The organism is Saccharothrix longispora (genome assembly GCF_030852425.1).
GTDB classification, from domain to species: Bacteria; Actinomycetota; Actinomycetes; order Mycobacteriales; family Pseudonocardiaceae; genus Actinosynnema; species Actinosynnema longispora.
This window is the reverse complement of record NZ_NSDM01000010.1, coordinates 191,879-217,356: the sequence shown is the minus strand read 5'-3', so window position 1 is coordinate 217,356 and position 25,478 is coordinate 191,879. Positions and strand designations below refer to the sequence as shown.

The following is a 25,478-nucleotide window of genomic DNA, read 5'->3' as shown; positions in this document are numbered from 1 at the left end:
GACCTCCCGCATCGGCCACCGGTCCCGGCGTGACGCTCACCGCCGGGACCGGGCGGACGACCCCACCACCGGAGGGCCGATGACCACCGCGCACCGCACCTGTCCCATCTGCGACTCCGTCTGCGGCCTGAAGATCGACCTCGACCTCACCGGCCGCGTCACGCGGGTGACCGGTGACGACCAGGACCCCTTCACCCGCGGCTACATCTGCCCGAAGGGCGCCAGCATCGGCCGCCTCGACGAGGACCCGGACCGCTTGCGGCACCCGCTGATCCGCGAGGGCGACGGGTTCCGGGAGGCCTCCTGGGAGGAGGCGTTCGAAGCGGTCGAGCGCGGGCTCGCCGACGTCGTCGAGCGGCACGGCCGGGACGCGGTCGCCGTCTTCTTCGGCAACCCGACCTACCACACGATGGCCGGCTTCCTGTACCGCGTGCCGCTGATCCAGTCGCTGGCGTCGAAGAACGTCTACTCCTCGGGCACCATCGACCACATGCCCAAGCACGTCGCGTGCGCGCACCTCTACGGCGACCCGTTCGCGATCGCCGTGCCGGACATCGACCGGACCGACTACCTGCTCGTCATCGGCGCGAACCCCGTGGAGTCGCACGGTTCGCTGTTCTGCGCGCCCGACATGCCCGCGCGCCTGCGGGCGCTGCGCGAGCGCGGCGGCAGGATGGTCGTGGTCGACCCGCGCCGCACCCGCACCGCCGAGGCCGCCGACGAGCACTTCTTCGTCCGGCCCGGCACCGACCCCTTCCTGCTGCTCGGCATCGTCCACACGCTGTTCGAGGAGGGGCTGACCTCGGTCACCCACGACGTCGACGGGCTCGACGAACTCCGCGAGCTGGTGGCGGAGTTCCCCCCGGCGGTCGCCGAGCGGGTCTCCGGCGTGCCCGCCGGGGACGTCGCGCGGCTGGCCCGCGAGCTGGCCTCCGCGCGCACGGCCGCGGTGTACTCGCGCATGGGCGGGTCCGTCGTGGAGTTCGGGACGATCACCCAGTGGCTCGTCGACGTGATCAACGTGCTGACCGGGAACCTGGACCGACCCGGCGGGACCATGTTCACCAGGACCGCCGCGCTCGAGGTGTTCCGCACGGGTCAGCCGTTCGAGTGGGGCCGCTGGCACAGCCGGGTCAAGGGCTTCCCCGAGGTGCTCGGGGAGCTGCCGACGGCCACGCTGGCCGACGAGATCGAGACCCCGGGCGACGGCCAGGTGCGGGCGCTGATCAACATCGGGGCCAACCAGGTGGTGGCGGCGCCCAACGGGCCCCGGCTCGGCCGGGCGTTCGACCAGCTGGACTTCATGGTCTGCGTCGACCCGTACCTGAACGAGACCACCCGGCACGCCACCGTCATCCTGCCGCCGCCGCGCATCCTCCAGTCACCGCACTACGACTTCCTGATGCAGATCGTGATGGTGCGGAACTACACCCGCTACTCCCCGCCGGCCCTGCCGCTCGACGAGGACCAGCGGTCCGAAGCGGAGATCCTGGCCCGGCTGACGCTGATCGCGGCGGGCGCGGGTGCGGCCGCCGATCCGTCGGGCGTCGACGAGATGTTCATCGGCCAGCTGCTGACCGGGGCCACGCAGATGCCCGGCTCACCGGTCGAGGGCATGGACGTCGCGGCGCTGCGCGCCACGATCGAGGGCGACGACGGCCCGGAGCAGGTCCTGGACACGCTGCTGAAGTTCGGCCCCTACGGCCTCTCCCTGGCGCGGTTGAAGGAGGAGCCGCACGGCATCGACCTGGGCCCGCTCGAACCGCGGCTGAAGGAGCTGCTGCGCACGCCGTCCGGCAGGGTCGAGCTGACCCCCGCGCCGATCGTCGCGGACTTCGACCGGCTGCGCGCCCGGCTCGCCGCCCCGACCCCGGACGTCGTGCTGATCGGACGGCGGCAGCTGCGGTCCAACAACAGCTGGCTGCACAACGTCGCCTCGCTCGTCGGCGGCAGCAACCGGTGCACCCTGCACGTCAACCCGGCCGACGTCACGAGGCTCGGGCTGGGCGAGCGGGCGGTCGTGCGCTCCGCCGCGGGCGAGGTGGTCGTCGCCGTCGAGCCGAACGACGCGATCATGCCCGGTGTCGTCAGCCTCCCCCACGGCTGGGGCCACGAGGACAGCGCGCAGCGGGTCGCGGCCCGGAACCCCGGGGTGAACGCCAACGCGCTCACCGACGAACTGGTGATCGACGTCCCGTCCGGCAACGCGGTGTTCAACGGCGTGCCGGTGACCGTCGGCCCGCACGAGGACTAGCGAACCCGCACCGGGGACGGATGGGAGAAACGACAGCCATGGCCCTGTACGACGGACTGCCCCGGCGCCGCGGGGCGAGCGCCCGCCAGGACGACGAGACCGGCACCGCGGCCTCCTCGCGGTCGTTCCAGGCCGAGAACCTCGCGCCGGGGATCGTCTGGGCCGACGTCCTGGCCGCCATCGCCGCCGACGAGCGGGCACGCCGGGCGCGGGAGCCGGCCGAGGCCGCGTGACAGCACGGGTGCCGCGAGGCGCGGGCGGGACGAGCCGATCGTCCCGCCCGCGCCTCTCCGGCCTTCCGCCTCACCGCGCCGGCGCGGTGAACCCGACGCCGGCCTGGCCGGTCGCCTCCGCCGGCCCCGCGCTGTGCAGCAGCATCGTCTGGGCCGCGCCCCAGATGAGCACCATCGACAGGGCGGCGGCGCCGATCCGCGCCCCCACCGCGCCCGCGGTGCGGTGGGGGCGGGACACCGCGAACCAGCTCATCGCGACGAGCGCGAACGCCGAACCGGTGTGCAGCAGGGTCGCGGTGCGCTCCGGCCCCGTCCCGGACAGCCAGGCGCGCGCGAACTGGTCCGCCGCGAGGAGCGCGACCGGCCAGAACACCCACGGGGCGAACCGCCGCACCCGGCCGACGGCGGGCGCGAACCGCGGGTCCCGCGAGAGGACCAGGTAGAGGGGGGCGACGAGCAGCAGGACCAGCAGCGGGACCAGCCGTTCCGACATGTTCAGGCCGCCGGAGAGCAGGAGCACCATGACGGCCGCGCCACCCGCGCACGCGACCACCGCGGCCACCGACCGCCGGTCCGGCTCCGCCAGGAATCCGCGCGCCAGCCCGAACCCCACGACGAACGACACCGCCGCGAGCAGGGCCACCCGCAGCAGCAGCGGACCGATGCTCACCCCGACGGACAGCACGTGGTCGTGCCCGCCGCCCTGTGCGAGCAGGGCGGCGGGCACGACCCGCGCGGGTGCGTCAGGCACTGGCCCCCACCGCGCAACTGCACCGCATGAGCGCCCGTTCGGCCGGTCGCGGCCGCATGTGCAGGACCATGGCCACCACCATGGGCAGGAACACGACGGCGTTGTAGAACAAGTGCAGCTCCACCCTCGGGAACGCCAGCTGCGCGATGCTCGTCGGCACCTTGGCGCCCATCAGGTTCGCCGCGGTCAGCGCCTGGACCAGGAGCAGCAGGTGCTCGAAGTGGTGCCACACCTGGATCCACATGGCGGCGTTCCACCACGTCCTCGACCGGCCGGTGAAACCGTGGCGCAGGATCACGAACGCCACCATCATCACGATGGCGTAGGCGTAGTGCAGCCACTCCGAGGTGACCAGCACGGGGAAGGCCAGCCCGAGCACGCCACCGGCCTCCGGTCGCGGCCAGCCCAACGCGTAGATCTGGAAAGCCTGGGTGAGGTGCTCGGCCCAGTGGCCCAGCACGATGACCATATACACCATCAACGCCGGTTTGTGGTAGCGGGTGTTGAGCAGTCCACCCGGCCCCAGTAGACGATCCGTGCCAACAGATGCCGTCATCTCGTCGATTCCTTGTCGCAGGAGGTGGTCGCGGAACGCTCCTCGGACCATGCCGCGGTCCGAGGCCCCGATCTGACGGCTCGACGGGTCGAGCCGTCGCCACCGATCGGCCGTGAGCGGTGGTCGTGCACGTCGTCCGTCGGCCGTCGGCGCGAGCCGCGCCCAGCCGAGGACGAGCACCGGTCCGCGCCGAACACTGTTATCCCATGCTCCCCGCGGCGTCCGCCACCTGCACCTTCGGGTGTGCTGTCCCCGCGCCCGCCGTGCCCGGCACCGGTTCCGGGTCCGCGAGCGGGACCGCCGGGCGCACTCGATAACATAACGGCGATTTTTTCTCCGGTGCGCTTGTCCGCGCTCGATCCCGTTGTGCGGATGGAGATCACGATCGGCGGACGGCAACCTCCGAGGTATTTGTCCGATATTCCGCGGCTCGTTCCCACATCCGGTCCCAACAGGCGGATGTGGTTGCACGCGAGAGATTTTCCCTTCGGAACCTCACATTGAGCCAGGGGTCCCCCGTGGGTTAGCGTCAGTTTGGCCGCACCGCGCGCAACTGACGACTACTGGGGAGTAACGGCGCGCCATCACCTGAGGTGCGCGCTGTCGCGCGTCAACGAACGCTGACGCTTGGGGGATCACTGGTGCTGCGACTGCTGGGCCCTGTCGGCCTGACAAGCAATGGACGAGAATACGACCTCGGCGGCCCGCGGCAACGCGTCGTGCTGGCCATGCTCGCGCTCAACGCCAACCGGGTCGTCCCGGTCGAGCGACTCATCGACGCCGTGTGGAGCACCACGCCACCGACCACGGCGAGAACACAGGTCCAGATCTGCGTCTCCGCGCTGCGCAAGATCTTCTTCGACGCCAAGGTGGCGATGCGCATCAAAACCCGCAGACCCGGTTACCAGCTCGAGGTCGACCCGCACGAACTCGACGTCGAGCAGTTCACCTCGTTGGTCGAAACCGCGCGGTCGCACGTGCGCGCCTCCCGCACCTCCTCGGCGGTCGCCGCGCTCCGCACGGCGCTCAGCCTGTGGCGCGGCAGGGCACTCGCCGACCTGCACAGCGAGCTGGTCCGGCGCTTCGCCGACCAGCTCGAGCACACCCGGCTGACCGCCGTCACGGAGCGCATCCAGCTCGACCTCGCCCTCGGCAGGCACGAGGAGGTCATCGGCGAGCTGACCGTCCTCGTCGAGGAGCACCCGCTGCGGGAGCGGCTGTACGAATTCCTCATGCTCGCCCTGTACCGCTCGGGACGACAGGCCGAGGCGCTCAAGGTGTGCCGGCGGGCGCGGGCCGTCCTGATGGGCGAACTCGGCATCGAGCCGGGGACGCGCGTGCAGGAACTCGAAGCGTCGATCCTGAACCGCGAGCCGCGGCTCGACCTGCCACCGACCGGGGCGGAGAGGTTGCTCATCAGCGCGGCCGCACCGGCGCCGGAGGAGCCGCCACCCATCGTGCCGGCCATGCGGCGCATGCCACGCAGGGCGCGCGCGAGACCGCGGACCTGCAATTGCTGGTGGTGCTGGCCGGGGCGACGGGTCAAGGGGAGATCCCTGTCCTGTCACCTACGGTGACCGCGACCGGTCGACCAGCGCTGCCCGGGACCCGAACCCGTCTGCCCGCCGGACGAGACCCGTCCCGGTGCTCTCCACCGGGCTCGTCGACAGGTGGGCGGACGGGGTGCCCACCACGACGGGGACGAACTGGCCGGACCCTGCGATCAGTGATCGATCGCCGCACCGACCGGGGGAGTTTGGATGAGCAATCCTACCATGGGGTCACACCGAGGTCCAGCGTGGGAATGGTCGGACGGTCGGTTGTCCGGTGCGGGCGGGCGGTGCCGGACGCGCTCCGGCACGGGTCGTCCACACAGGACCGGAGCGCCCGCTCCTCAGGCCCGCCAGGTGTGGAAGCCCTGCCCCGACTTCGCGCCCAACCGCCCCGACTCGACCATCTCGGTGAGCAGCGGGCACGGCGTGAAGGCCGGGTCGGACAGCAGGTCGCGCAGCACCAGCAGGGTGTCCCGGACGGTGTCCAGGCCGATCAGGTCGGCGGTGCGGAGCGGGCCGGTGGCGTGGGCGAAGCACTGCTCGAAGACCCGGTCCACGGTGGCCGCCGGCGCGGTCCCCTCCGCCACCACCTTCACCGCCTCGTTGACGGCCAGCATCAGCACCCGGTTGGTCACGAACCCCGGCGCGTCGGACACCACGATCGCCGTCTTGCCCAGCGACGACAGCACCTCGACCACGCGCGCGAGCACCGCGTCCGAGGTCCGCGGGCCGCGGACCACCTCGACGGCCTCCTTGACCGGCGCGGGGTTCATGAAGTGGGTGACCAGGACCCGGTCCGGGTGGGCAGTCGCCGCCGCCAGCACGGCGACCGGGATCGCCGACGTGCACGACGCCAGCACGGCGTCCGGCGCGCACAGGCCGTCCAGCTCGGCGAACAGCCGTTCCTTCACCGCGACGCGCTCCGGCGCGCACTCCACGACGAACCCGCACCCCGCCACCTCGTCGAGCTCGGCCGTCCAGCGCAGCCGTGACGACACCGCGGCGGGGTCGACGCGCACGCCGCCCGCCAGCGCCCGCAGCCGCACGCCGGCGCGCACCCGGCCCGGTCCGGCGGCCAGCGCCGCCGGGTCCGGGTCGACCACGACCACGTCGTGCCCGGACGCCGCGAAGCACTGCGCCACCCCCGCGCCCATGACCCCGGCGCCCACCACGCCCACCCTCACCGCCGCCTCCCGTCGACGAGCCGCACGTACGCGGGCGGCGCGGGCGGCTCCGGGGACGGCCGGGCCAGCACCAGCCGGTCGCCGTCCCGCTCCACCGGCTCGAACCCGGCGAACCGCAACGTCACCAGCATCACCTGGTTGACCGGTGTGCGCCGGAACCGCGCCACCGGTCGCCGCCCCCGCTCCAGCGCGTCCCGCACGATGTCGCCCAGCAGCACCGAACCCACCCCGCGCGACATCACCCGGCACGACATCAGCAGCAGCTCCAGCACCGCGTCCCCGCCGACGTGCGCCACCACGGCCAGCCCGACGGCCCCGTAGTCGCCGAAGCGGTCCCGCAGTCGCGCCACGAGCACGTCGTGCCCCGGTGACGCGCACAGCGCCCGCAGCTCCGCCACGTCGTAGGTGAGCCCGGTCGTGTTGAGCTGGTGCGTGCGCACGGTCAGCTCCCGCGCGCGCTCCAGGTCCGCCTCGGTCGCGGTCAGGACGGTCAGCTCCAGGTCGAGCGACGCCAGGAACTGCGCCGACGACCCGCCGAAGTCCCGCTCGGCCTCCGCGCGCCGCCGTTCGGTCAGGTACGCCTCGCGCCGCCGCCTCGACTCCGGCGTCACCGGGCCGGGCCGGAACTCCGGCAGCGCGGCCAGCTCCCCCACCCGCTCGGCCGGGTAGCAGCGGACCTGTGGCAGCGCCGCGGCGACCTCGGCCAGCTCCACGGCGTCGTTGTCGGTGAACGCGATCGTGTCCAGCCCGATGTTCAGCTCGGCGGCGATCCGGCGCACGGCCTCGGACTTCGGGCCCCACCCGACCTCCAGCGCGCAGAACATCCGGTGCAGCCCGTGTTCGGCGAGGTGCGCGAGCGCCGCGGCGTGGTCGCCCCGACTGGCCACCGCGTGCAGGACGCCGCGCTCGTCCAGGACCCCGAGCGCCGCCACCGCCTCCGGGCGGGGCACGGGGCGGTCGCCTTCGAGCACGACGCCGTCCCACAGCGTGTCGTCCAGGTCCCAGACCAGGCACTTGACCACGGGCCCCGGCACGGCGGACCCGGGAACGGCGGGCCCCGTCACGGCCGGCCCCGCAGGGCGTACCCGCCGAGGTGCTGCTCGGCCACTTCGTCGGCTCCTTCGATGATCCGCATGACCGCCGCGTCGCGGTGGAACCGGCCGACGGTGCTGTCCGCGTCGACACCGGCCGCGCCGTGCAGCCGCACGGAGTGCTCGGCGACGACCGAGGCGGCCCGCGCGGCGGCGTACTTGGCCAGCAGGGTCTCGGCCAGCGCCGCCGGGTCGCCCTGTTCGCGCAGCGCCGCGGCGTGGGCGCACAACCGGTGGGCCGCGCGGACCTCCACCAGGCAGCGGCCGAGCACCGCGCGCACGGCCTGGTGCGACGACAGCGGCGTGCCGCCCTGCGCCCTGGACGCGACGTGCTCGACGGTGTGGTCCAGGCAGGCACGCGCCATCCCGGCGCAGCCCCAGGCCACGGTGAAGCGCCCGTGGTCCAGCGCGGTGCCGACCACGTGCGTGAGCCCGAACCCCGGCGGCGCGAGCACGTCGGCCACCGGCACGTCGTCGAAGCGCACGTGGGCGATCCGCGCCGCGCGCATCCCCAGCTGCCCGGTCACCGGCTCCACCGACACGCCCGGCTGCCGCGCGTCCACGAGCGCGGTCACCGGCAGGCCGTCCCGCGAGGCCAGGACCAGGAACACGTCGGCCAGGCCGCCGAAGGTGACCCACCTCTTGCCGCCGCGCAGCCTGCCCGCGTCGAGGGTGGTCCCCACCGCCGCCAGGTCGCTGCCCGCGCCCGCCTCGGTCGCGGCGAAGCCGGCCAGCCGCTCACCGGAGGTCAGGGCGGGCAGCCAGCGGGCGCGCTGGCGGGCGTCGCCCCAGCGCAGCACCGCGGCGGCCACCATGCCCTGCACCGTGACCAGGGCGCGCAGCGCGCTGCACACCCCGCCGAAGTCCTCGCACAACCGCCCCACCTCGGTCGGCGACCAGTCCCGGCCGCCGTAGCGGGCGGGCACGTCGGGCGCCAGGAACCCGGCTCCCGCCACCGCCCGCACCACCTCGTCGGGCACGCCTCCGTGCCGGTCCCACCCGGCCGCGTCGGCGCGCACCGACTCCGCGAACGCCCCGGCGGCCGACGGCATCCCGGCTCACCGCGCCGCGGCGAGCTTGCCGCGCACGAACGCGGCAATTCGGTCCATGGTCCGGAAGTTGTCCAGGTCGAGGTCCTCGACGTCCACCTCGATGCCGAACTCCTTTTCCACGTGGGTGACCAGTTCGAGCGCGAGGAGCGAGTTCACGAGACCGAGCGCGAAATAGTCCTGATCGGGCTCCAGGTCGATTTCCGGGAGCACCGAGGCGAAGAAGGCGCGCAGGCGCCCGACGATCGCCTCCGGATCGCCGGTCGTGCCGAAGCCGCTGGCCACGTGACCTCCCCAGGTGAAGTCCCGAGCAACGTAACACGGTGCGGCGGCGCCGAAGGAGGACACTTCGGCAATTCGCAAGCCGACCCGAATAATTCTCAGGTTCACTCGGGTGCGGTGGTGCGGCCGATCGGCGGTTGCCCCCGACGGGCACCGCTGGAAACGTCGACGCCCCGGCGGGCGCATTCATCTGCAATACCGGAGTCGACTGGCGGAATCGCACATGGCTGTCGAGCACGTGGTGGCGGGAAGCGTCCACGACCTCTTCGCGGAGCGGGTCCGCGCGGACCCCGACCTGACCGCCGTGGTCTGCGGCCGGCACGCGCCGACCTTCCGCGAACTGGCCGAGCGGGTCGACCTCGTGGCCGGCGGCCTGCGGGCCCGGGGCGTGCGCCCGGAGGAGCCGGTGGGCCTGTTCCTCGAACGCGGCGTGGACGCGGTGGCGGGCGTCCTGGCGATCCTCCGCGCCGGCGGCGCGGTCCTGCCGCTGACCACCGACCTGCCCGACGCCCGGCTGGCCGAACTGCTCGCGGACGCCGGCGCGGCGGTCGTGCTCACCCGGCGGCGGCTCGCGCACCGGCTCCCCCCGGCACGCACCCGGGCGGCACGGGTCGTGCTCGTCGAGGACGACCACCCGCCGCACCCCGCTCCCCCGCCCCGCGTGACGCCCGACCACCTCGCCTACGTGCTGCACACCTCCGGCTCCACCGGCCGCCCCCACGGCGTGCTGGCCACCCACCGCGGCCTGCTCGCGCTGCACGCCCACCACGCGCGCGGCCTGTTCGCCTCGCCCACCCGCCTCAAGGTCGCGCACACCGCCGGTCTCGGCTTCGACGCGATGTGGCTGCCGCTGCTGTGGATGCTGGCCGGCCACGAGCTGCACGTGGTCGACGACGACACCCTCGCCGACCCGCGGGCGCTGGTCGCGCACCTCGTGGCCGCCGGGGTCGACGTGGTGGACGAGACCCCGTCGCGGTTGCGCGAACTGCTGCGCGCCGGGCTGCTCGACGGCCCCGTCCGACCCGGGACGGTGGTCACCGGCGGCGAGCCGGTCGACCCGGACCTGTGCGCGAGCCTCGTCGCGGCGGGCGTCGAGGCCCACAACGCCTACGGCACGACCGAGGTCGCGGTCGAGAGCCTGCTGTGCCCGGTGACCGACGTCGACCGCGCCGTGCTCGGCCGCCCGGTCGCCGGCGCCCGCGCGCACGTGCTGGACGCCGACCTGCGCCCGGCCGACGAGGGCGAGCTGTACCTCGCCGGCCCCGGCGTGGCCCGCGGCTACCTCGGCCGGCCCGGGCTGACCGCCGCGTCGTTCGTCGCGGACCCGCACGGCCCGCCGGGCGGCCGGATGTACCGCACCGGCGACCTGGTGCGCCGCCGCCCGGACGGCCTGCTCGACCACCTCGGCCGGGTCGGCGGGCACGTCAAGGTGCGCGGCGTGCGCGTCGACCCGCGCGAGGTCGAGACCACCCTGCTGCGGCACCCGGACGTGACCGCCGCGGCCGTGGTCCCGCGCGGCACGGGGCTCGTCGCCTACGTGGTGGCGGACTGCCCGCCCGGGGCGCTGCGGTCGTTCGTCGCGGACCTCCTGCCCGCCCAGGCGGTGCCGTCGGCGGTGGTGCCGCTGGAGGCGCTGCCCCTCACCGCCAACGGCAAGGTCGACCGGCGCGCGCTGCCCGGACCGCGCCCCGCCGGGCCGGTGGTCGCGCCGCGGACACCGGACGAGGAGCGGGTCGCCGCCGTGTGGCGGGACGTGCTGGGCGTGGAGCGCGTCGGGGTGCTGGACGACTTCGTGGCGCTGGGCGGCGACTCCGTCCTGGCCATGCGGGTCGCGGCCGGGCTGGGCGGCGACCTGTCCGCGCGGCGGGTGTTCGCGCTCGGCACGGTCGAGGCGCTGGCCGCGCACCTGTCCGGGACCCACGCCGGCCCCGGCGCGCCGGAGGCGCCCCGCGCCGCCGCCGCGCCGCTGTCGTTCGCCCAGGAACGCCTGTGGTTCCTGGACGAGTTCGCGCCCGGCGGCGCGGAGTACACCACCACGTCGGGCTTCCGGCTGCGCGGCCGGCTCGACCGGCACGCGCTGGGCGCCGCGCTGAGCGCGCTGGTCGCCCGGCACGAGCAGCTGCGCACCACCTTCCACACCGTCGACGGTCGCGGCACGCAGGTCGTCGGGCCGCCCCACCCGGTCGAGCCGGAGCAGGTGGACGAGGCCGGGCTCGCCGACTTCGTGGACCGGCCGTTCGACCTGCGCGCCGGGCCGCTGCTGCGGGCCGCGCTGGTCGCGGTCGCGGAGGACGAGCACCTGCTCGTGCTGTGCGTGCACCACATCGTCACCGACGGCTGGTCGACGGGTGTGCTGGCCGAGGAGCTGGGCCGGTGCTACAGCGCCTCCGTCCGCGGCGCGGCGCCCGACCTCCCGCCGCTGCCACTGCGCTACACCGACTTCGCCGCCCGGCAGCGCGCCCGGTTGACCGGCGCGGTGCTGGACGCCCAGCTCGCGCACTGGGAGCGGCGGCTGGTCGGGATGGCGGTGCTGGACCTGCCCACCGACCGGCCGCGCCCGGCGGTGCGCACCACGGCGGGCGCGACGCACCACCGCACCGTGCCGCCCGCCGCGGCGGCGGCGCTGGCCGACCTGGGCCGCTCCCGGGGCGCGACGCTGTTCACCACCCTCGTCGCGGTGACCCAGGCGTTCCTGGCCCGCACGACCGGGCAGCGCGACGTCGCCGTCGGCACGGTCACCTCCGGCCGGGACCACCCCGACCTGGCCGGTCTCGTCGGGTTCTTCGTCAACACCGTCGTGCTCCGCTCGCGGGTCGACCCCGCGCGGACCTTCGTCGACTTCCTCGACGAGGTCAGGGCGACGGTGCGGGACGCGCTCGACCACGACGAGGTCCCGTTCCACCGCCTCGTGGAACTGCTCCAGCCCGAGCGCGACGCCGGGCGCTCGCCGCTCGTGCAGGTCGTCGTGGCGCTGCACAACACCCCGTCCGGCTCCCCGGCCATGGCCGGCCTGGAGGTGTCGGCGTTCGACCCGCCGCGCCGCTCCGCGGTGTTCGACCTGGCGCTGGAGTTCACCCGCGACGACGACGGCCTGCACCTGGCCGCGGAGTACCGCACCGACCTGTTCGACGAGGCCACGACCGCCCGGCACGTCGACCACCTCCTGGTGCTGCTGGCGGGTGTCGCCGCCGACCCGCACCGGCCGCTGTCCCGGCTGCCGCTGCTCGCCGCGGACGAGCGGCGGCGCGTGCTGCACGACTGGCCCCCCGGCGCGCCGAGCCCGGACCGCACGGTGACCGGCCGGTTCGCCGAGCGCGTCGCGCGGCGGCCGGACGCGGTCGCGGTCACCTGCGACGGCGCGTCCCTGACCTACCGCGAGCTGGACGCCGCGGCGAACCGGCTGGCCCACGACCTGCTGGCCCGGGGCGTGCGGCCGGAGGACCGGGTCGGCCTGTGCGCGCCGCGCGGCCTGCCCGCCGTCGTCGCGCTGCTGGGCGTCCTCAAGGCCGGCGCGGCGTTCGTGCCGCTGGACCCCGGCTACCCGCCGTCCCGACTGGCCGACATGATCGCCGACTCCGGGACGTCCCTGGTGCTCGTGCCCGCCGACCTGCGCGACCGGCTGCCGGCCGGGACCGCCACCGCCGACCCGACCACCGCCGCCCCCGGCCCGGCGCACGCCCCGCCGGTCGTGGTCGCGCCGCGCACCGCCGCGTACGTCATGTTCACCTCCGGCTCCACCGGCCGCCCCAAGGGCGTGCTGGTCGAGCACCGGTCGGTCGCCCGCCTCGCCGAGGGCGACCCGTTCCCGATCGGCCCGGACGACGTGGTGGCGCAGTGCTCCACGCTGTCGTTCGACGCCTCCACGTTCGAGATCTGGGCGGCGCTGCTGTCCGGCGCGCGGCTGGCGGTGTGCTCGCGGACCCTGCTCTCGCCCGACGACCTGCGCGGGTTCACCGCCGAGCACGGCGTCACCGTGCTGTGGCTGACCGCGGGCCTGTTCCACGAGATCGCCGCCGCCGACCCCGGCGCGTTCACCGGCCTGCGCCAGCTCGGCTGCGGCGGCGACGTGATCTCGCCCGAGCACTGCGCCGCCGTGCGGCGGCACGTGCCGGACCTGCGGATCGTGAACGGCTACGGCCCCACCGAGGGCACCACGTTCGCCGCCGCGCACGTCGTGCCGCCATCGGTCCCCCCGGACGCGCCGCTGCCGATCGGCCGGCCGATCACCGGCACCCGGTGCTACGTGCTGGACGACGACCTCGCCCCGGTGCCGGTCGGCACGCCCGGACAGCTGCACATCGGCGGCACGGGCCTGGCGCGCGGCTACCTCGGCCACCCCGGGTTGACGGCGCGGCGGTTCGTGCCCGACCCGTTCGGGCGGGGCACCCGGCTGTACCGCACCGGCGACCTGGCGCGCTGGACCGCCGACGGGGTGCTGGAGTTCCTGGGCCGCTCCGACGACCAGGTCAAGATCCGCGGCTTCCGGGTGGAACCGGGCGAGGTCGAGGCGGCGCTGCGCCGCCACCCGGCCGTCACCGAGGCCGTCGTCGTGCCGCACGAGCACGTGCCCGGCCACAAGCAGCTCGTCGCCTACGTCGTCGCGGGCGCCACCGCCGACGAGCTGCGCGCCTTCCTGTCCTCGACCCTGCCGGCCCACCTCGTGCCCGGCGCGTTCGTGCTCCTGGCGGCGCTGCCGCTCGCGGTCAGCGGCAAGGTCGACCGCCGCGCCCTGCCGCCGCCGCGCCCGCGGTCCACCCGGGCGCACGTGCCGCCGACCGGGCCGCACGAGGAGGTGCTCGCGCGGGTGTGGGCGGAGGTGCTGGGCGTCGAGCGGGTGGGCGCGGACGACAACTTCTTCGCCCTCGGCGGCGACTCCATCCTCAGCATCCAGGTCGTGTCCCGGGCGCGCGAGCTGGGCGTGCGGGTGACGCCGCGCGACGTGTTCCTGCACCAGACGCTCGCCGGGGTCGCCGCGCACGCCACCACCGGTCACGACTCCCCGGGGCAGGACTCCCCCGCCTCGCGCGAGCCGGCCACCGGACCGGTCCCGCCCACCCCGGTCCAGCGGTGGTTCCTGACCACGTCCGCCGCGCCCGGGCACTTCGCCCAGTGGGTGGTGGTCGACCTCGACCCGGACGTGGACGTCGCCGCCCTGCGCGCCGCGGTCGAGGCCCTGCCCGCGCACCACGACGTGCTGCGCGCCCGGTTCGAGCGGGTCGACGGGCAGTGGCGGCAGCACGTGCCCGAAGAGGACCCCCGCGAGGTCTTCACCACCAGCACCGAACCGGCCGAGCGGTGCGTGGCCGGCCTGCGGACGCCACTGGCCGGAGGACCGCTGTTCCGGGCCGTCCTGACGGCCACCGGGCTGGTGCTGCTGGCGCACCACCTGGTCGTGGACGGCGTGTCGTGGCGGGTGCTGCTGGAGGACCTGGACACCGGCTACGAGCAGGCCAAGGCCGGTCGCGCGGTCGACCTGGGCGCGAAGACCACGTCGTTCCGCCAGTGGGCGCTGCGGTTGCGCGAGCACGCCGAGGCCGGCGGTTTCGCCGACCACCTGGCGCACTGGGCGCGGGCCGTCACCGCCGACGCGGGCGAGGACGGGCCGGAGCTGCCCGAGCACGTGGTGACCGCCCGGCTGCCCGCGCCGGACACGGCGGCGCTGCTGCGCGGCGCGTCGGCCGCCTACCGCGCCGGGGCCGAGGACGTGGTGGTGGCCGCGGTGGGGCGGGTGCTGTCGCGGTGGAGCGGGCTGGATCGCGTGCCGCTGGAGCTGGAGGGGCACGGCCGGGAGGAGCTGTTCGCCGGGATGGACCTGTCCCGCACGGTCGGCTGGTTCACCACCCTGTTCCCGTTCACCGCCGACCTGACCGGGGCGGACGGGTGGGGCGCCGTGGTGAAGGCCGTCAAGGAGCAGCTGCGCGTCGCCCACCGCCACGGCCTGGCCCACGGGGCGCTGCGGTGGCTGACCACGACGCACCCCGCCACCCACCGGCCGCTGGCGCGGGTGAACTACCTGGGCCGCTTCGACACCGCGTTCGCGCGGGTCCGCGGCGGCATCCGGTTGGCCAAGCCGCCGACGACCGCGCCGCGCCTGGACGTCACGGCCGCCGTCACCGCCGACGGCGGGCTGGAGTTCGACTGGGTGCACGCGCCGGACGCGCACGCCACGCCGGTGGTGGCGCGGCTCGCCGAGGAGGTGGTGGGCGCGCTGCGGGAGATCGCCGCGCACTGCGCCGGCCCCGGCGCGGGCGGCGCCACGCCGTCGGACTTCCCGCTGGCGCGCCTGGACCAGGCGGAGCTGGACCGGATCGCGGGCGACGGGCACCCGGTCGAGGACGTGTACCCGCTGACCCCGGCGCAGGGCGGGATGCTGTTCCACTCCCTGTCCCGGCCCGGCGCGTACGTGGAGCAGCTGCACCTGACCGTGCGCGACACCGACCCGGCCGACCTGGAACGGGCGTGGCGGCGGGTGGTCGACGCGGTCCCGGCCCTGCGCACCACCCTGGTGTGGGAGGGGTTGCGCGAGCCGGTGCAGGTCGTGCGCCGGTCCGTCGACGTGCCGATCACCCACCACGACTGGCGCGGCGCGGCCGACGAGGAGCGGTGGCGGCGCCTGCTGGCGCGCGACCGGGCGACCGGGCTCGACCCGGCGGCGGAGTCGCTGAGCCGGGTGGCCCTCGTGCGCACCGGGGAGCGCGAGGTCCGCGTGCTGTGGACGTTCCACCACGTGCTGCTCGACGGTTGGAGCGCGTTCCAGGTGCTCGCGGAGGTGTTGGGCGCGCCGCGGGCGCGGCGGCCGTTCCGCGACCACGTGGCCCGCGTGCTGGAGCGGGCCCCGGCCGAGGAGCACTGGCGGGCCGCGCTCGCCGGGTTCCGCGGGGCGACCGCGCTGCCCTTCGACCGGCCGCCGGACGGCGCGCACCTGTCGTGCTCGTCCGCCGCGTGCGACGTCGCGCTGCCCGCGGACGCGTCCGCGCGCGTGCGGGCGTTCGCCCGGCGCAACCGGCTCACGCTGGGCACGGTCGTGCAGGGCGCGTGGGCGCTGCTGCTGGCCCGGCACGGCGGCACGCGCGACGTGTGCTTCGGCCTGGTGGTGTCCGGGCGGACCCCGGACCTGCCCGGCGCGGACACCGTCATCGGCATGATGATCAACACCGTGCCGGTGCGGCTGCGCGTCGACACCGCGGACGTGCCCGGCTGGCTGGCCCGCGCACAGGCCGCCGGCCGCCCGGCCGAGCACTCCGCGCTGACCGACGTGCGGCGGTGGGCCGGGCTGCCCGCCGGGACGCGGCTGTTCGACAGCGTCGTGGTGGTGGAGAACTACCCGCTGGACCACGACGTCGCGCGGGTCGAGGTCGAGGCGGTGGAGAACACCAACTACCCGCTGCACCTGGTGGTGCGCGACGCCGAGCCGCTGTCGGTCCGGCTCGGCTACGACCCCGACCTGTTCGACCCGGGCACCGCCGTCGGCCTGGCCGACGAGTTCGCGGCGCTGCTGGTGGGCCTGGCGGGTGTGGTGGACCCGGTGGACCTGCCGGGCACGGCGGACCCGCCGGTCGACGACGCCCCCGTCCCGCCCGCGCCCGTCCAACCCGCCCCCGTCCGGGCGGCCCCGGCGGAGTTCGCGCCGCCGGCCACACCGGGCGAGCGGGCGGTGGCGGAGGTGCTGGCCGACGTGCTGGCGGTGGACCGGGTCGGGCGCGCGGACGACTTCTTCGCGCTGGGCGGCGACTCCGTGCTCGCCATCCGGGTCGCCGCCCGGCTCGCGCAGGTCTTCGGGCACTCGGTGGCGCCCAGGGCGCTGTTCGACCACCCGACGGTCGGCGGGCTCGCGGCGGCGCTCGGGCACACCGCCGCCGAGGACGCCGGGGCGCGGGACTACCAGCTGTGACGAGGGAGGCCGCAGTGCGGGACGAGGACATCGCGATCATCGGGGTCGCCGCGCTGCTGCCCGGCCCCGACGGCGCGGTCGGGCTGGACGGGCTGGCGGGGTTGCTGGCCGGGGGCGTCGACCTGGTCGGACCGCCGTCGCCGACGCGGGTGCGGCACACCGGCGGCAGCGCCGGGACCCGCTACCTCCGCATGGCGCACCTCGACCGGGTCGACCTGTTCGACCACCGGTTCTTCGGCATCCCGCTGCGCGAGGCCGAGATGATGGACCCGCACCAGCGGCTGCTGCTCCAGCTCGCCCACGAGGCGGTCGAGAACGCCTGCCTGGCGCCGGGGTCGCTGCGCGGGTCGCGCACCGCGGTCGTGCTCGGCCACTCCCAGTCCGACTACGAGACCCTGTACCGGGGCGAGGACCCGCACCAGACGCTCGGCGCGCTGTCCGCGTCGTCGGCCGCCCGGATCTCCTACCACCTCGACCTCACCGGGCCCGCCTACGTCGTGGACACCGCGTGCAGCAGCAGCCTGACCGCGCTGGCGGGCGCGGTGGACGTGCTGCGCAAGGGGACCGCGGACCTGGCGCTGGCGGGCGGGGTCAGCGTGCGGCCGGTGCTGTTCGCCGAGCAGGCGCACACGCCCGTGCGGGGTGTGGAGTCGTCGGACGGCCGGTGCCGCCCGTTCGACGAGCGCGCGACCGGCGCGGTGGCGGGCGAGGGCGGCGCGGTGGTGCTGCTGCGCCGGCTGCGCGACGCGGTCGAGGCCGGGGACCCGGTGCGGGCGGTGCTCAAGGGGATCGCGGTCAACCACAACGGCCACCGGATGGTCGGGCTGAGCGCGCCCAGCCAGGCCGCCCAGACCGAGGTGGTGCGGCAGGCGTGGCGGGACGCGGACGTCGACCCCGCCACCGTGGCCTACGTCGAGTGCCACGGCTCCGCGACGCCCTTGGGCGACGTGATCGAGGTGGACGCGCTGCGCCGGGCGTTCGCCGGGGCCGGGGTCGCCGCGCCGGGCTGCGCCATCGGTTCGGTCAAGGGCAACCTCGGCCACCTCGACGGCGCGGCCGGGATGGCCGGACTGCTCAAGGCGCTGCTGTCCGTGGAGCGCGCCGAGCTGTACCCCACGGCGCACTTCGAGTCGCCCAACCCGCTGCTCGACCTGTCCGGGCCGGTGCACGTCAACCCCGCCCACCGGCCGTGGCCCGAGCGCGACGGCGTACCGCGCCGGGCCGGGGTGAGCGCCCTGGGCATGACCGGCACCAACGTGCACGCGGTGCTGGAGCAGCCTCCCCCGCGCAGGCCGGCCGGCCCCGGTCCGGGCGTCTCCGGTCCGGGCGTCGAGCTGGTGACCGTGTCGGCGAAGTCCGCCGCCGCGTTCCGGGCCTACCTCGACCGGCTGGCCGACTTCGCCGAGCGCACCGGCCACGACCTGCGGACCGTCGCGCACGCGATGAACCGGGGCCGCGACGACCACCCGTTCCGCGGCGCGTTCGCGGTGGGGGGCGCGGAGGAACTGGTCGAGGCGCTGCGGTCGGCCGTGCCGCCCGACGAGGCGGTGCCCGACGACCGGCCCGTCGTGGTGCTGCTGTCCGGAGACGGCGTGCCCGACGACGCGACGTGGGCGGGGCTGGCCGAGGCGTTCCCCGCCCTGGCGGACGTGGTGCTGCCGGAGCGGCCCGCCGCCCGGCTCGTCGTGGCGCAGACCGCGCTGCTGGCGCTGGCCCGGTCGCTGGGCGTGCGGGACGCGCACCTGGTGGGCTCGGGTCCCGGGAACCTCGCCGTGCGCGTGGCCCGCGGCGAGCTGTCCGTCGAGGACGCCGCCGAGGAGTCCGGGGAACTGAGCGCCGAGCTGGACCGCACCCGGCTGGCCCGGGTGGCGGAGCGGTTCGCGGGCGACGGCGCGGTGCTGGTGGACCTGGGCGGCAACGGGGTGCTCACCCGCGAGGTCCGCCGCCTGCGCCCGGACCTGCCGTGCGTGGAGCTGTTCGCGGTGCCCGGGCGGCGCGGCGTGCTGCGGCAGCTCGGCGCGCTGTACCGGCTCGGCGCCCGCCTCGACTGGGACGCGCACTACGCCGGGGCCGACGTCCCGCGCGTGGAGGCGCCGACCTACCCGTTCGAGCCGGTGCGCTGCTGGTGCCGCCCGCTCGACGAGGTCGCGGAACCCGGTCGGTCCACCGGGGACACCCGGTTGCGGCCGGTGCCGGGCCGCCCGCGCCCCGCTCCCGGCGACGCGCCCGAGGACCGGGTGGCGCAGGTCTGGCAGGAGGTCCTGGGCGAGGAGGGCCTGACGCCGGACTCGGACTACTTCGCCCTCGGCGGCACGTCCATCGCCGGGATCAGCGTGCTGCGCGCGCTGGAGCGGGACTTCGACGTGCGGCTGACGTTCGCCGACCTGTACGCCCACCCGACCGTGCGCGCCCTGGCCGGCCGGGTGGCCGAGCTGCAGGGGGCCGGCGAGGAGACGTCCGCGCCCGACGTGCTCGCGCCGGTGCCGCGCGGCGGCGCCCTGCCGGTGTCGTTCGGGCAGGAGCAGCTGTGGTACCTCGACCGGCTCGACCCCGGGACGCCGCTCTACAACATCCCGCACGACCTGCGCCTGACCGGTCCGCTCGACCTGACCGCGCTGCTCGCGGCGATCCGCGGCGTGCAGGACAGGCACGAGGTGCTGCGCACCCGCATCGCGGCCGACGACGACGGCGTGCCCCGGGCGTACGTCCGGGAGGGGGAACCGGAGGTCGTCGTGCGCGACCTGCGCACGCTGCCGGAGGCCGAACGGCACCGCGAGGCCCGGCGGATCGTCGACGAGGAGGCACGGCGGCCGTTCGACCTGGCGGCGGGGCCGCTGGTGCGGACCGCCGTGCTGCGCCTGGCCGACGAGGACCACGTGCTGCTGTGGAACTACCACCACATCGTCTTCGACGGCTGGTCCCCCACCGTGTTCTTCCGCGACTTCACCGAGCTGTACCGGGCGGCGCTGGAGGGGCGCCCGCCGGAGCTGCCGGAGCTGCCCGCGCAGTACGCCGACTTCGCCGCGCGGCAGCGCCGCCGCTCCGCCGAAGGCGGGCTGGACGAGGGGCTGCGGTTCTGGCGGTCGGAGCTGGCGGGCCTGCGGTCGCCGGAACTGCCGCTCGACCGACCCCGGCCGGCCGTGCGCACCGCCGGCGGCGGGATGGTGGAGTTCGAGGTCGCGGAACCCGACGCCGAGGCGATCCGGGCGCTGGGCCGCCGGCTGGGCGTCACCACGTTCGTCACCATGCTCGCGGTGGTCGACGCCCTCCTGCACCGCTGGGGGCGGCTCACCGACGTGGTGGTGGGCGTGGCCACGTCCGGGCGCGTCGACCCGGCCTCGCACGACCTGATCGGCTACTTCAACAACGTGCTGCCGTTCCGCACCGCCGTGCGCGGCGACCTGCGGTTCACCGACCTCGTCCGGCGCTGCGCGCGCACCGTCGCCGACGTGCTCGACCACGAGGAGGTGCCGCTGGAGAAGGTCGTCGCCGAGGTGCTGGAGCACCGCGAGCCGGGGCGGCACCCGCTGTTCGACGTGGTCTACACGTACCAGAACGTGCCGCAGGCGACCGCCGAGCTGGCCGGGCTGCCGTGCACGCGCTACCTCGACGGGGCGATCGCGGGCATCGCGCCCGGGACCGCGAAGTTCGACCTGACCATCGGCGTGGTGGACCAGGGCGCGGGACCGATGAGCGGCTACCTGGAGCACGCCGCGGCGCTGTACGACCCGACGACCGCGCGGCGGCTGGCGACGTGGCTGCCCGCCGTGGTGGCGCGGGTCGCCGCCGACCCCGACGTGCGGCTGGGCGACCTCACCGTCGTGACGCCCGACGGCGGGGGACCCGGTGGCGGAGGACCCGGTGGTGCGCCGGAACCGGACGACGTGGAGGTGCGCGTGAACGGCAGCGGTTCACCCCGGGCCGTGGAGGTGCTGACCGGGATCTGCGCGGACCTGCTCGGCGCGGACTCGGTGTCCCCGGACGACAACTTCTTCGCCCTGGGCGGCGACTCCGTGCTGGGCGTGCGGGTGGCGGCGCGGGCCGCGAAGGCGGGCGTGCACATCACGCCGCAGCAGTTGTTGCAGCACCCCACCGTGGGCGGGCTGGCGGCGGCGGCCGTGGTCGACGGCGCACCGATCCCCCGCCCGGCGGCACCCGAGGCGATCGGGCCGGAAACGGTCGCGCCGGACGCGCGGCCGATCCCGCTGACCCCGATCATGCGCAGCTTCCTGGAGCACGTCCCCGACCGGCGCGGGGACTTCGTCGAGGTGCACGTGGTGGAGCTGACCTCGACCGACGTGACCGCCGACGCGGTCCGCACCGCCGTGCGCCACCTGGCCGCGCGGCACGAACCGCTGCGCTACCGGTTCCGGCGCAACGCCGTGGGCACGCGGGCCGAGTGCGCCGCGGACGCGGAGGTGCCGTTCGACGTGGTGTTCCTCCCGCCGGGCGACGAGCGCGAGGTCGTCGAGGCCGACTGCCGGGCGCTCAAGGACGACCTCGACCTGGAGCGCGGGCCGCTGGCGCGGGCGCGGTACTACGAGCGCGGGCACCGGCGCGGCGGGCTGCTGGTGCTGCTGGTGCACCACTTCGTGTTCGACAACATGTCCACCGTGGTCCTGCTGGACGACCTCGACGCGCTGATCGCCGAGGCGGCGGCCGGGCGTGCCGCGACACCCGCGCCCGCGCCGGCGGGGTGGCGCGAGTGGGCGTGGCACCTGCACGACCTGGCGGCGTCCGACGAGGCGGCGGCGGAGTTGGCGTACTGGACCGCCGTGCTGCGCGAGGGCTCCTCCTTCGGGTTGCCCGCGGGTTCCGGTGGGGAGGGACTGGCGAGCCGTTCGGCGGGACCGGTCCCGGTCGCGCCGGCGTCCGGGCGGGAGGTCGCCTTGTGCGCGACGGCGCTGGGGCTGGCCCGGTGGAGCGGCGCGGACGGCGCCTTCCTGGCGGTGGAGGGCGAGGCGACGCCGAACGTGTACCGGCGTGCCGGGCGGGGACCGTCGATCGGGTGGTTCACCAGCCTGCACCCGGTGTCGCTGCCGGTGGCCGACAGCGCGCACGCGACGTTGCCGCTCGTGGTGGACCGCGCCCGGTCCGTGCCGCACGACGGCGTCGGGTACGGCGTGCTGCGGCACCTGTCGCCGCACGGCCCCGGGCCCGCGGCGCTGCGCGCCCTGCCGGAGCCGAGGGCGCTGCTGGTGCACGTGCCCGGCGACGTGGCGGCGTTCGACACCGGGGTCGGGCTGCTGCGGACGCGCTGGGACCTGGCGGTGCACCTGAAGAAGGCCATGACGTCCTGGTTCCCGCTGATCGTCGCCGTGTCGGAGCGGGCGGGCGAGGTGCGGGTGGACGTCAACAGCCTGGCCGACTTCGGGCAGTCCGAGGTCGAGGCGCTGGCCGACGGGATCGCCGCGGTCTACGGCGAGCTGGCGTGATCGCCCTCGCGGGCTCGGGGTGGCACCTCGGCGACCCGGTGCCGGTGGAGCTGCTGCCCGAGTGGGCTGAGCTGGACGACGCGGAGCGGGCGGCGTGCTCGGCGCTGGGCATCGGGAGCGTGGCGGTGGCCGGGACGGCGAGCGCCACCGACCTGGCCGCCGCGGCGGCACGTCGCGCCCTGGCCGCCGCCGCGGTGTCCGAGACCGAGGTCGACGTGCTGATCACCGTGGAGTCGCGGGCCCCGGAAACGCTGGTCAGCTCGGACGCGACCCGGCTCCAGGCGGCCCTGGGCGCGCGGCGGGCGGTGGCGTTCTCCGTCGGCGGCCTGGGCTGCGCGTCGCTGGCCCCCGCCCTGCTGACCGCGGCGGGCCTGCTGCGCGACCACGCCGTGCGGACCGTGCTCGTCGCGCACGGCAGCACGCCCGCCACCCCGCGCCGCTACCGCCACCCGGTGACCCTGAACGGCGACAGCGGCGGGGCGCTGGTGCTCACCCGGACCGGCGGGGTGCGCGTGCGGGACGTGCTGCTGGAGACGAACGGCGACTACGCGGACCTGTTCCGGGTCCCCTACCGCGACCGCCCGTTCGCCGAGTGGCGCGAGGAGTGCTCCGACCCGGTGGCGTACTCCTTCCGCCTGGCCGTCGAGACCCGCAACCGGCTGCGCGACCTGACCGCCCGCCTCCTGGCCCGCAACGGCCTCACCGCGGCGGACGTGACGTGCTACCTGGCGCAGAACCTCTCACTGCCCTCGCACCGCAACTACGCCGAGGTGCTCGGCGTCCCGCTGCACCCCGCCTGCGCGGCCAACCTCGCGCGCTACGGCCACCTGGGGCCGAACGACACCTTCCACAACCTGCACGGCGCCACCGTGCCGCCGGGCAGCCGGGTGGTGCTGCTCGACGCCAGCCCCGCCGCGGCGTGGAGCGCGGTGCTGGTGGAGACCGACGGCGACGGCGGGACGCACCTGTTGTAGCGCCGGCCCGCCGGGACGGCCGGTTCGCTCGCCGTGACCGGGTGACCACGGCCCGGATACCGCACGGGTATTGTCGGATTTGTCAGGTTCCCGACGAGAGGTGCACACCATGGGTCTGTTCGACGCCATCTTCGACAAGGCCAACGAGTTCGTGTCGGGCGCCACGGGTGCGGCCGAGGGCGTCTCCCAGTCCGCGACCGACGCCGCCGCGCAGACGACGGAGGGCTTCACGGGCGCCGCCCAGGACTTCGGCGGCGCCGCGTCCGACGTCACGGGCACCTTCGCCGACGCGACGGGCACCCTCACCGACGCGTCCGGCACCTTCGCCGACGCGTCCGGCACCTTCACCGAGGCCACGGGTTCCTTCACCGAGGCGACCGACGCGGTGACCGACCCGTTCCGCTTCTAGGACGCGCCTCGCGGGTCGTCGTCCCGACGGGAGGGCGACCGCGGGGTCGCCGGTCATCCGGCCGGAGGGGCGACCCCTGGATGACCGGCCGTTCCGCGCGCCGGGAGCGTCACGCCCCGGGGCCGAGCAGCGCGTCGCGCGGGTGCACCCGCGTGGTCGCGATCGCGACCGCCTGCAACCGGCTCGCCCGCAGGATCGGGTACATCGCCTCGCCGTGCGTGCCACCGCTGTCCCCGGTTCCACCCAGACCGGGGAGGTACGGGGCGTTGGCCAGGTGCGAGTCGTTGACCTTCAGCAGGCCGCCGTTCCTCAACTCGGTCGTGAACCGCTCCACCACGACGGCGTCCTCCGCCCACAGCGAGTTCCGCAGGCCGAACCTGTTGCGGTCGAGGAAGTCCAGGCAGCGGTCGAGCAGGTCCGGGCCGTCCTCGGGCACGACGACCGAGAGCAGCGGGAAGAACTTCTCGCCGCGCACCGCCGGGTTCGCCTCCGCCCGCTCGAACCCGTCGACCCTCAGCACGGTGGGTTCGATGAACAGCCCGTTCGGGTCCGGTTCGCCGTCCAGCCCGACCCGCGCGCCACCGCAGACCCGCACGGCGCCCGCGCGCAGCGCCTCGTCGAGGGTGCGCTGGAACGCGGTCGCCCGCAGCACCGGGCTGAGCACCGTGTCGGAGGTCTCCGGGTCGCCCGGTCGCAACGCCGACGCCGCCGCGGCCAGCCGGGCGGACAGCTCGTCGGCGACGTCGGGGTGCACGATCGCGTACTTCGGCGCCACGCACGCCTGACCTGAGGCGTAGAAGGACTCCAGCAGCGCCGCGGTCGCGTGCTCCAGGTGCGCGTCCCGCCAGACCAGCACGCCGTCGTTGCCGGACAGTTCGAGGATCGCCTTCTTGCCGCGCTCGACGCACCGGCGCTCCAGCGCGAGGCCGTAGTCGCTGGAGCCGAAGTAGTAGACGGTGTCGACCGACGGGCTGTCCAGCCACTGCCGCATGGTGACCTCGAAGTCGGCGCAGAGGACGTTGATCGCGCCGGGGGGCGTGCCGTGCGCCTCGAACACCGGGATGATCACCTCGTGCAGGGCGTAGCTCAACGACGTCGCGCAGCTGCGCGGCACGCGGATCACGACGGCGTTGCCCGCGACGAGCACGAGCATGGCGATCAAGCCGTACAGGGGCGCGTTGGCGGGCGGGTCGACGCACACCACGCCGTCGGGTTGCCGCTGGAGCACGATCCGGTGCCGCGGCGCCGTGAACTCCTGGTGGAGCAGGTCGGCGGCCATCTCCAGGGACTCCGGCCGCATCAGGTCGAGCACGGCGAGGAGCTGCGCCTCGACGAGCACCCGCGGGCAGCCCTCCAACCGCAGCAGGTGCGCGATCTGCTCGCGGTGCGCGAGGAACGCCGCGTGCAGGTCCCGCACGCAGCCCAGCCGCTCGGCGAGCGGTGTCGCGCGCAAGCGGGGCGCGGCGGCCGCGGCGGCGGCCAGCGCCGCCTCCCCCTGCTCCGGTGTGGACAGCGACACCGAGCACAGGACGTGCGGGTGCGCGTGCACCTCCTCCTCGGTGCCCTCGCGCAGCAGCCGGAGCAGCGCGGCGGCCTCGTGGCCGCCCGGCTCCAGCACCGAGCGCACGCTCATGCCGTACGCGCGGTCGTCGGTCTCGACCCGTTCGCCGGCGATGTAGAGCGGGAAGGCCCGTGCGGTGGCTCGGGCGCTCGTCATCTGTACCAAGTGGACTGTCCTACTTTCGGGTGTAGCCGGGACTGGACCGGGCGGATGTGCGCGATCATCGGGAAAACCCCCGACCTCCGACGAGGAAGA

14 protein-coding genes are annotated in these 25,478 nt (G+C 75.4%); 7 read left to right on the top strand and 7 right to left on the bottom strand.

Going from position 1 to position 25,478, the window contains the following annotated elements:
• Window positions 1–79 precede the first annotated feature (79 nt).
• Both CKY47_RS23280 and CKY47_RS23275 read left to right on the top strand, forming a co-directional pair.
• Window positions 80–2,254, top strand: coding sequence for a molybdopterin-dependent oxidoreductase (locus CKY47_RS23280; protein ID WP_306748121.1), 2,175 nt, complete (start codon window positions 80–82; stop codon window positions 2,252–2,254).
• A 20-nt stretch (window positions 2,255–2,274) separates the two neighbouring features.
• Window positions 2,275–2,487 carry a hypothetical protein gene (locus tag CKY47_RS23275; protein ID WP_306748120.1) on the top strand — a complete coding sequence of 71 codons (213 nt, stop codon included), beginning with the start codon at window positions 2,275–2,277 and terminating at the stop codon, window positions 2,485–2,487.
• Window positions 2,488–2,557: 70 nt separating this feature from the next.
• Here CKY47_RS23275 and CKY47_RS23270 read toward each other — a convergent pair whose 3' ends face one another.
• Together CKY47_RS23270 and CKY47_RS23265 are read right to left on the bottom strand one after the other, a co-directional pair.
• The gene (locus tag CKY47_RS23270) at window positions 2,558–3,238 is read right to left on the bottom strand and encodes a DUF6239 family natural product biosynthesis protein (protein ID WP_306748119.1); all 681 of its coding nucleotides are present in this window, start codon (window positions 3,236–3,238) and stop codon (window positions 2,558–2,560) included.
• Entirely contained in the window at window positions 3,231–3,794 is a 564-nt protein-coding gene (locus CKY47_RS23265; RefSeq protein WP_306748118.1) for a hypothetical protein, read from the bottom strand. The genes CKY47_RS23270 and CKY47_RS23265 overlap by 8 nt, the downstream gene beginning before the upstream one ends.
• Window positions 3,795–4,435: 641 nt before the next feature.
• On the opposite strand from CKY47_RS23265, the gene CKY47_RS23260 reads away from it, so the two are divergent.
• Window positions 4,436–5,371, top strand: coding sequence for an AfsR/SARP family transcriptional regulator (locus CKY47_RS23260; protein ID WP_306748117.1), 936 nt, complete (start codon window positions 4,436–4,438; stop codon window positions 5,369–5,371).
• A 317-nt stretch (window positions 5,372–5,688) separates the two neighbouring features.
• Here the strand turns inward: CKY47_RS23260 and CKY47_RS23255 are convergent, their stop codons facing one another.
• The 4 genes from CKY47_RS23255 to CKY47_RS23240 are packed head-to-tail and all read right to left on the bottom strand — an operon-like array spanning window position 5,689 to window position 8,956.
• Window positions 5,689–6,531: a 3-hydroxyacyl-CoA dehydrogenase family protein gene (locus CKY47_RS23255; RefSeq protein WP_306748116.1), complete on the bottom strand. Its 843-nt coding sequence runs from the start codon at window positions 6,529–6,531 to the stop codon at window positions 5,689–5,691.
• The gene (locus CKY47_RS23250; RefSeq protein WP_306748115.1) at window positions 6,528–7,565 is read right to left on the bottom strand and encodes an HAD-IIIC family phosphatase; all 1,038 of its coding nucleotides are present in this window, start codon (window positions 7,563–7,565) and stop codon (window positions 6,528–6,530) included. Before CKY47_RS23250 ends, CKY47_RS23255 begins: the two co-directional genes overlap by 4 nt.
• A gap of 26 nt (window positions 7,566–7,591) precedes the next feature.
• The gene (locus CKY47_RS23245; RefSeq protein WP_306748114.1) at window positions 7,592–8,674 is read right to left on the bottom strand and encodes an acyl-CoA dehydrogenase family protein; all 1,083 of its coding nucleotides are present in this window, start codon (window positions 8,672–8,674) and stop codon (window positions 7,592–7,594) included.
• Between the two features lie 6 nt (window positions 8,675–8,680).
• Entirely contained in the window at window positions 8,681–8,956 is a 276-nt protein-coding gene (locus tag CKY47_RS23240) for an acyl carrier protein (RefSeq protein WP_371320722.1), read from the bottom strand.
• 220 nt (window positions 8,957–9,176) lie between these two features.
• Between CKY47_RS23240 and CKY47_RS23235 the strand changes: the two genes are divergently transcribed.
• The 4 genes from CKY47_RS23235 to CKY47_RS23220 all read left to right on the top strand — a co-directional run bounded on the left by CKY47_RS23235 (window position 9,177) and on the right by CKY47_RS23220 (window position 23,662).
• On the top strand, window positions 9,177–16,844 hold the full coding sequence (locus tag CKY47_RS23235) for a non-ribosomal peptide synthetase (protein ID WP_306748113.1): 7,668 nt from the start codon (window positions 9,177–9,179) through the stop codon (window positions 16,842–16,844).
• A 14-nt stretch (window positions 16,845–16,858) separates the two neighbouring features.
• The gene (locus CKY47_RS23230; protein ID WP_306748112.1) at window positions 16,859–22,279 is read left to right on the top strand and encodes a condensation domain-containing protein; all 5,421 of its coding nucleotides are present in this window, start codon (window positions 16,859–16,861) and stop codon (window positions 22,277–22,279) included.
• Window positions 22,276–23,253: a 3-oxoacyl-ACP synthase gene (locus CKY47_RS23225; protein WP_306748111.1), complete on the top strand. Its 978-nt coding sequence runs from the start codon at window positions 22,276–22,278 to the stop codon at window positions 23,251–23,253. The genes CKY47_RS23230 and CKY47_RS23225 overlap by 4 nt, the downstream gene beginning before the upstream one ends.
• Window positions 23,254–23,362: 109 nt before the next feature.
• The gene (locus CKY47_RS23220; protein WP_306748110.1) at window positions 23,363–23,662 is read left to right on the top strand and encodes a hypothetical protein; all 300 of its coding nucleotides are present in this window, start codon (window positions 23,363–23,365) and stop codon (window positions 23,660–23,662) included.
• A gap of 109 nt (window positions 23,663–23,771) precedes the next feature.
• Here CKY47_RS23220 and CKY47_RS23215 read toward each other — a convergent pair whose 3' ends face one another.
• Window positions 23,772–25,379, bottom strand: coding sequence for an aldehyde dehydrogenase family protein (locus CKY47_RS23215; RefSeq protein ID WP_306748109.1), 1,608 nt, complete (start codon window positions 25,377–25,379; stop codon window positions 23,772–23,774).
• Window positions 25,380–25,478: the final 99 nt, after the last annotated feature.

What these genes read in the sequence shown, in the direction of transcription:
- CKY47_RS23265 (WP_306748118.1), bottom strand. Translation starts at nt 3,794, where the DNA reads ATGACGGCATCTGTTGGCACGGATCGTCTACTGGGGCCGGGTGGACTG.
- CKY47_RS23215 (WP_306748109.1), bottom strand. Translation starts at nt 25,379, where the DNA reads ATGACGAGCGCCCGAGCCACCGCACGGGCCTTCCCGCTCTACATCGCC.
- CKY47_RS23275 (WP_306748120.1), top strand. Translation starts at nt 2,275, where the DNA reads ATGGGAGAAACGACAGCCATGGCCCTGTACGACGGACTGCCCCGGCGC.
- CKY47_RS23245 (WP_306748114.1), bottom strand. Translation starts at nt 8,674, where the DNA reads ATGCCGTCGGCCGCCGGGGCGTTCGCGGAGTCGGTGCGCGCCGACGCG.
- CKY47_RS23280 (WP_306748121.1), top strand. Translation starts at nt 80, where the DNA reads ATGACCACCGCGCACCGCACCTGTCCCATCTGCGACTCCGTCTGCGGC.
- CKY47_RS23220 (WP_306748110.1), top strand. Translation starts at nt 23,363, where the DNA reads ATGGGTCTGTTCGACGCCATCTTCGACAAGGCCAACGAGTTCGTGTCG.
- CKY47_RS23235 (WP_306748113.1), top strand. Translation starts at nt 9,177, where the DNA reads ATGGCTGTCGAGCACGTGGTGGCGGGAAGCGTCCACGACCTCTTCGCG.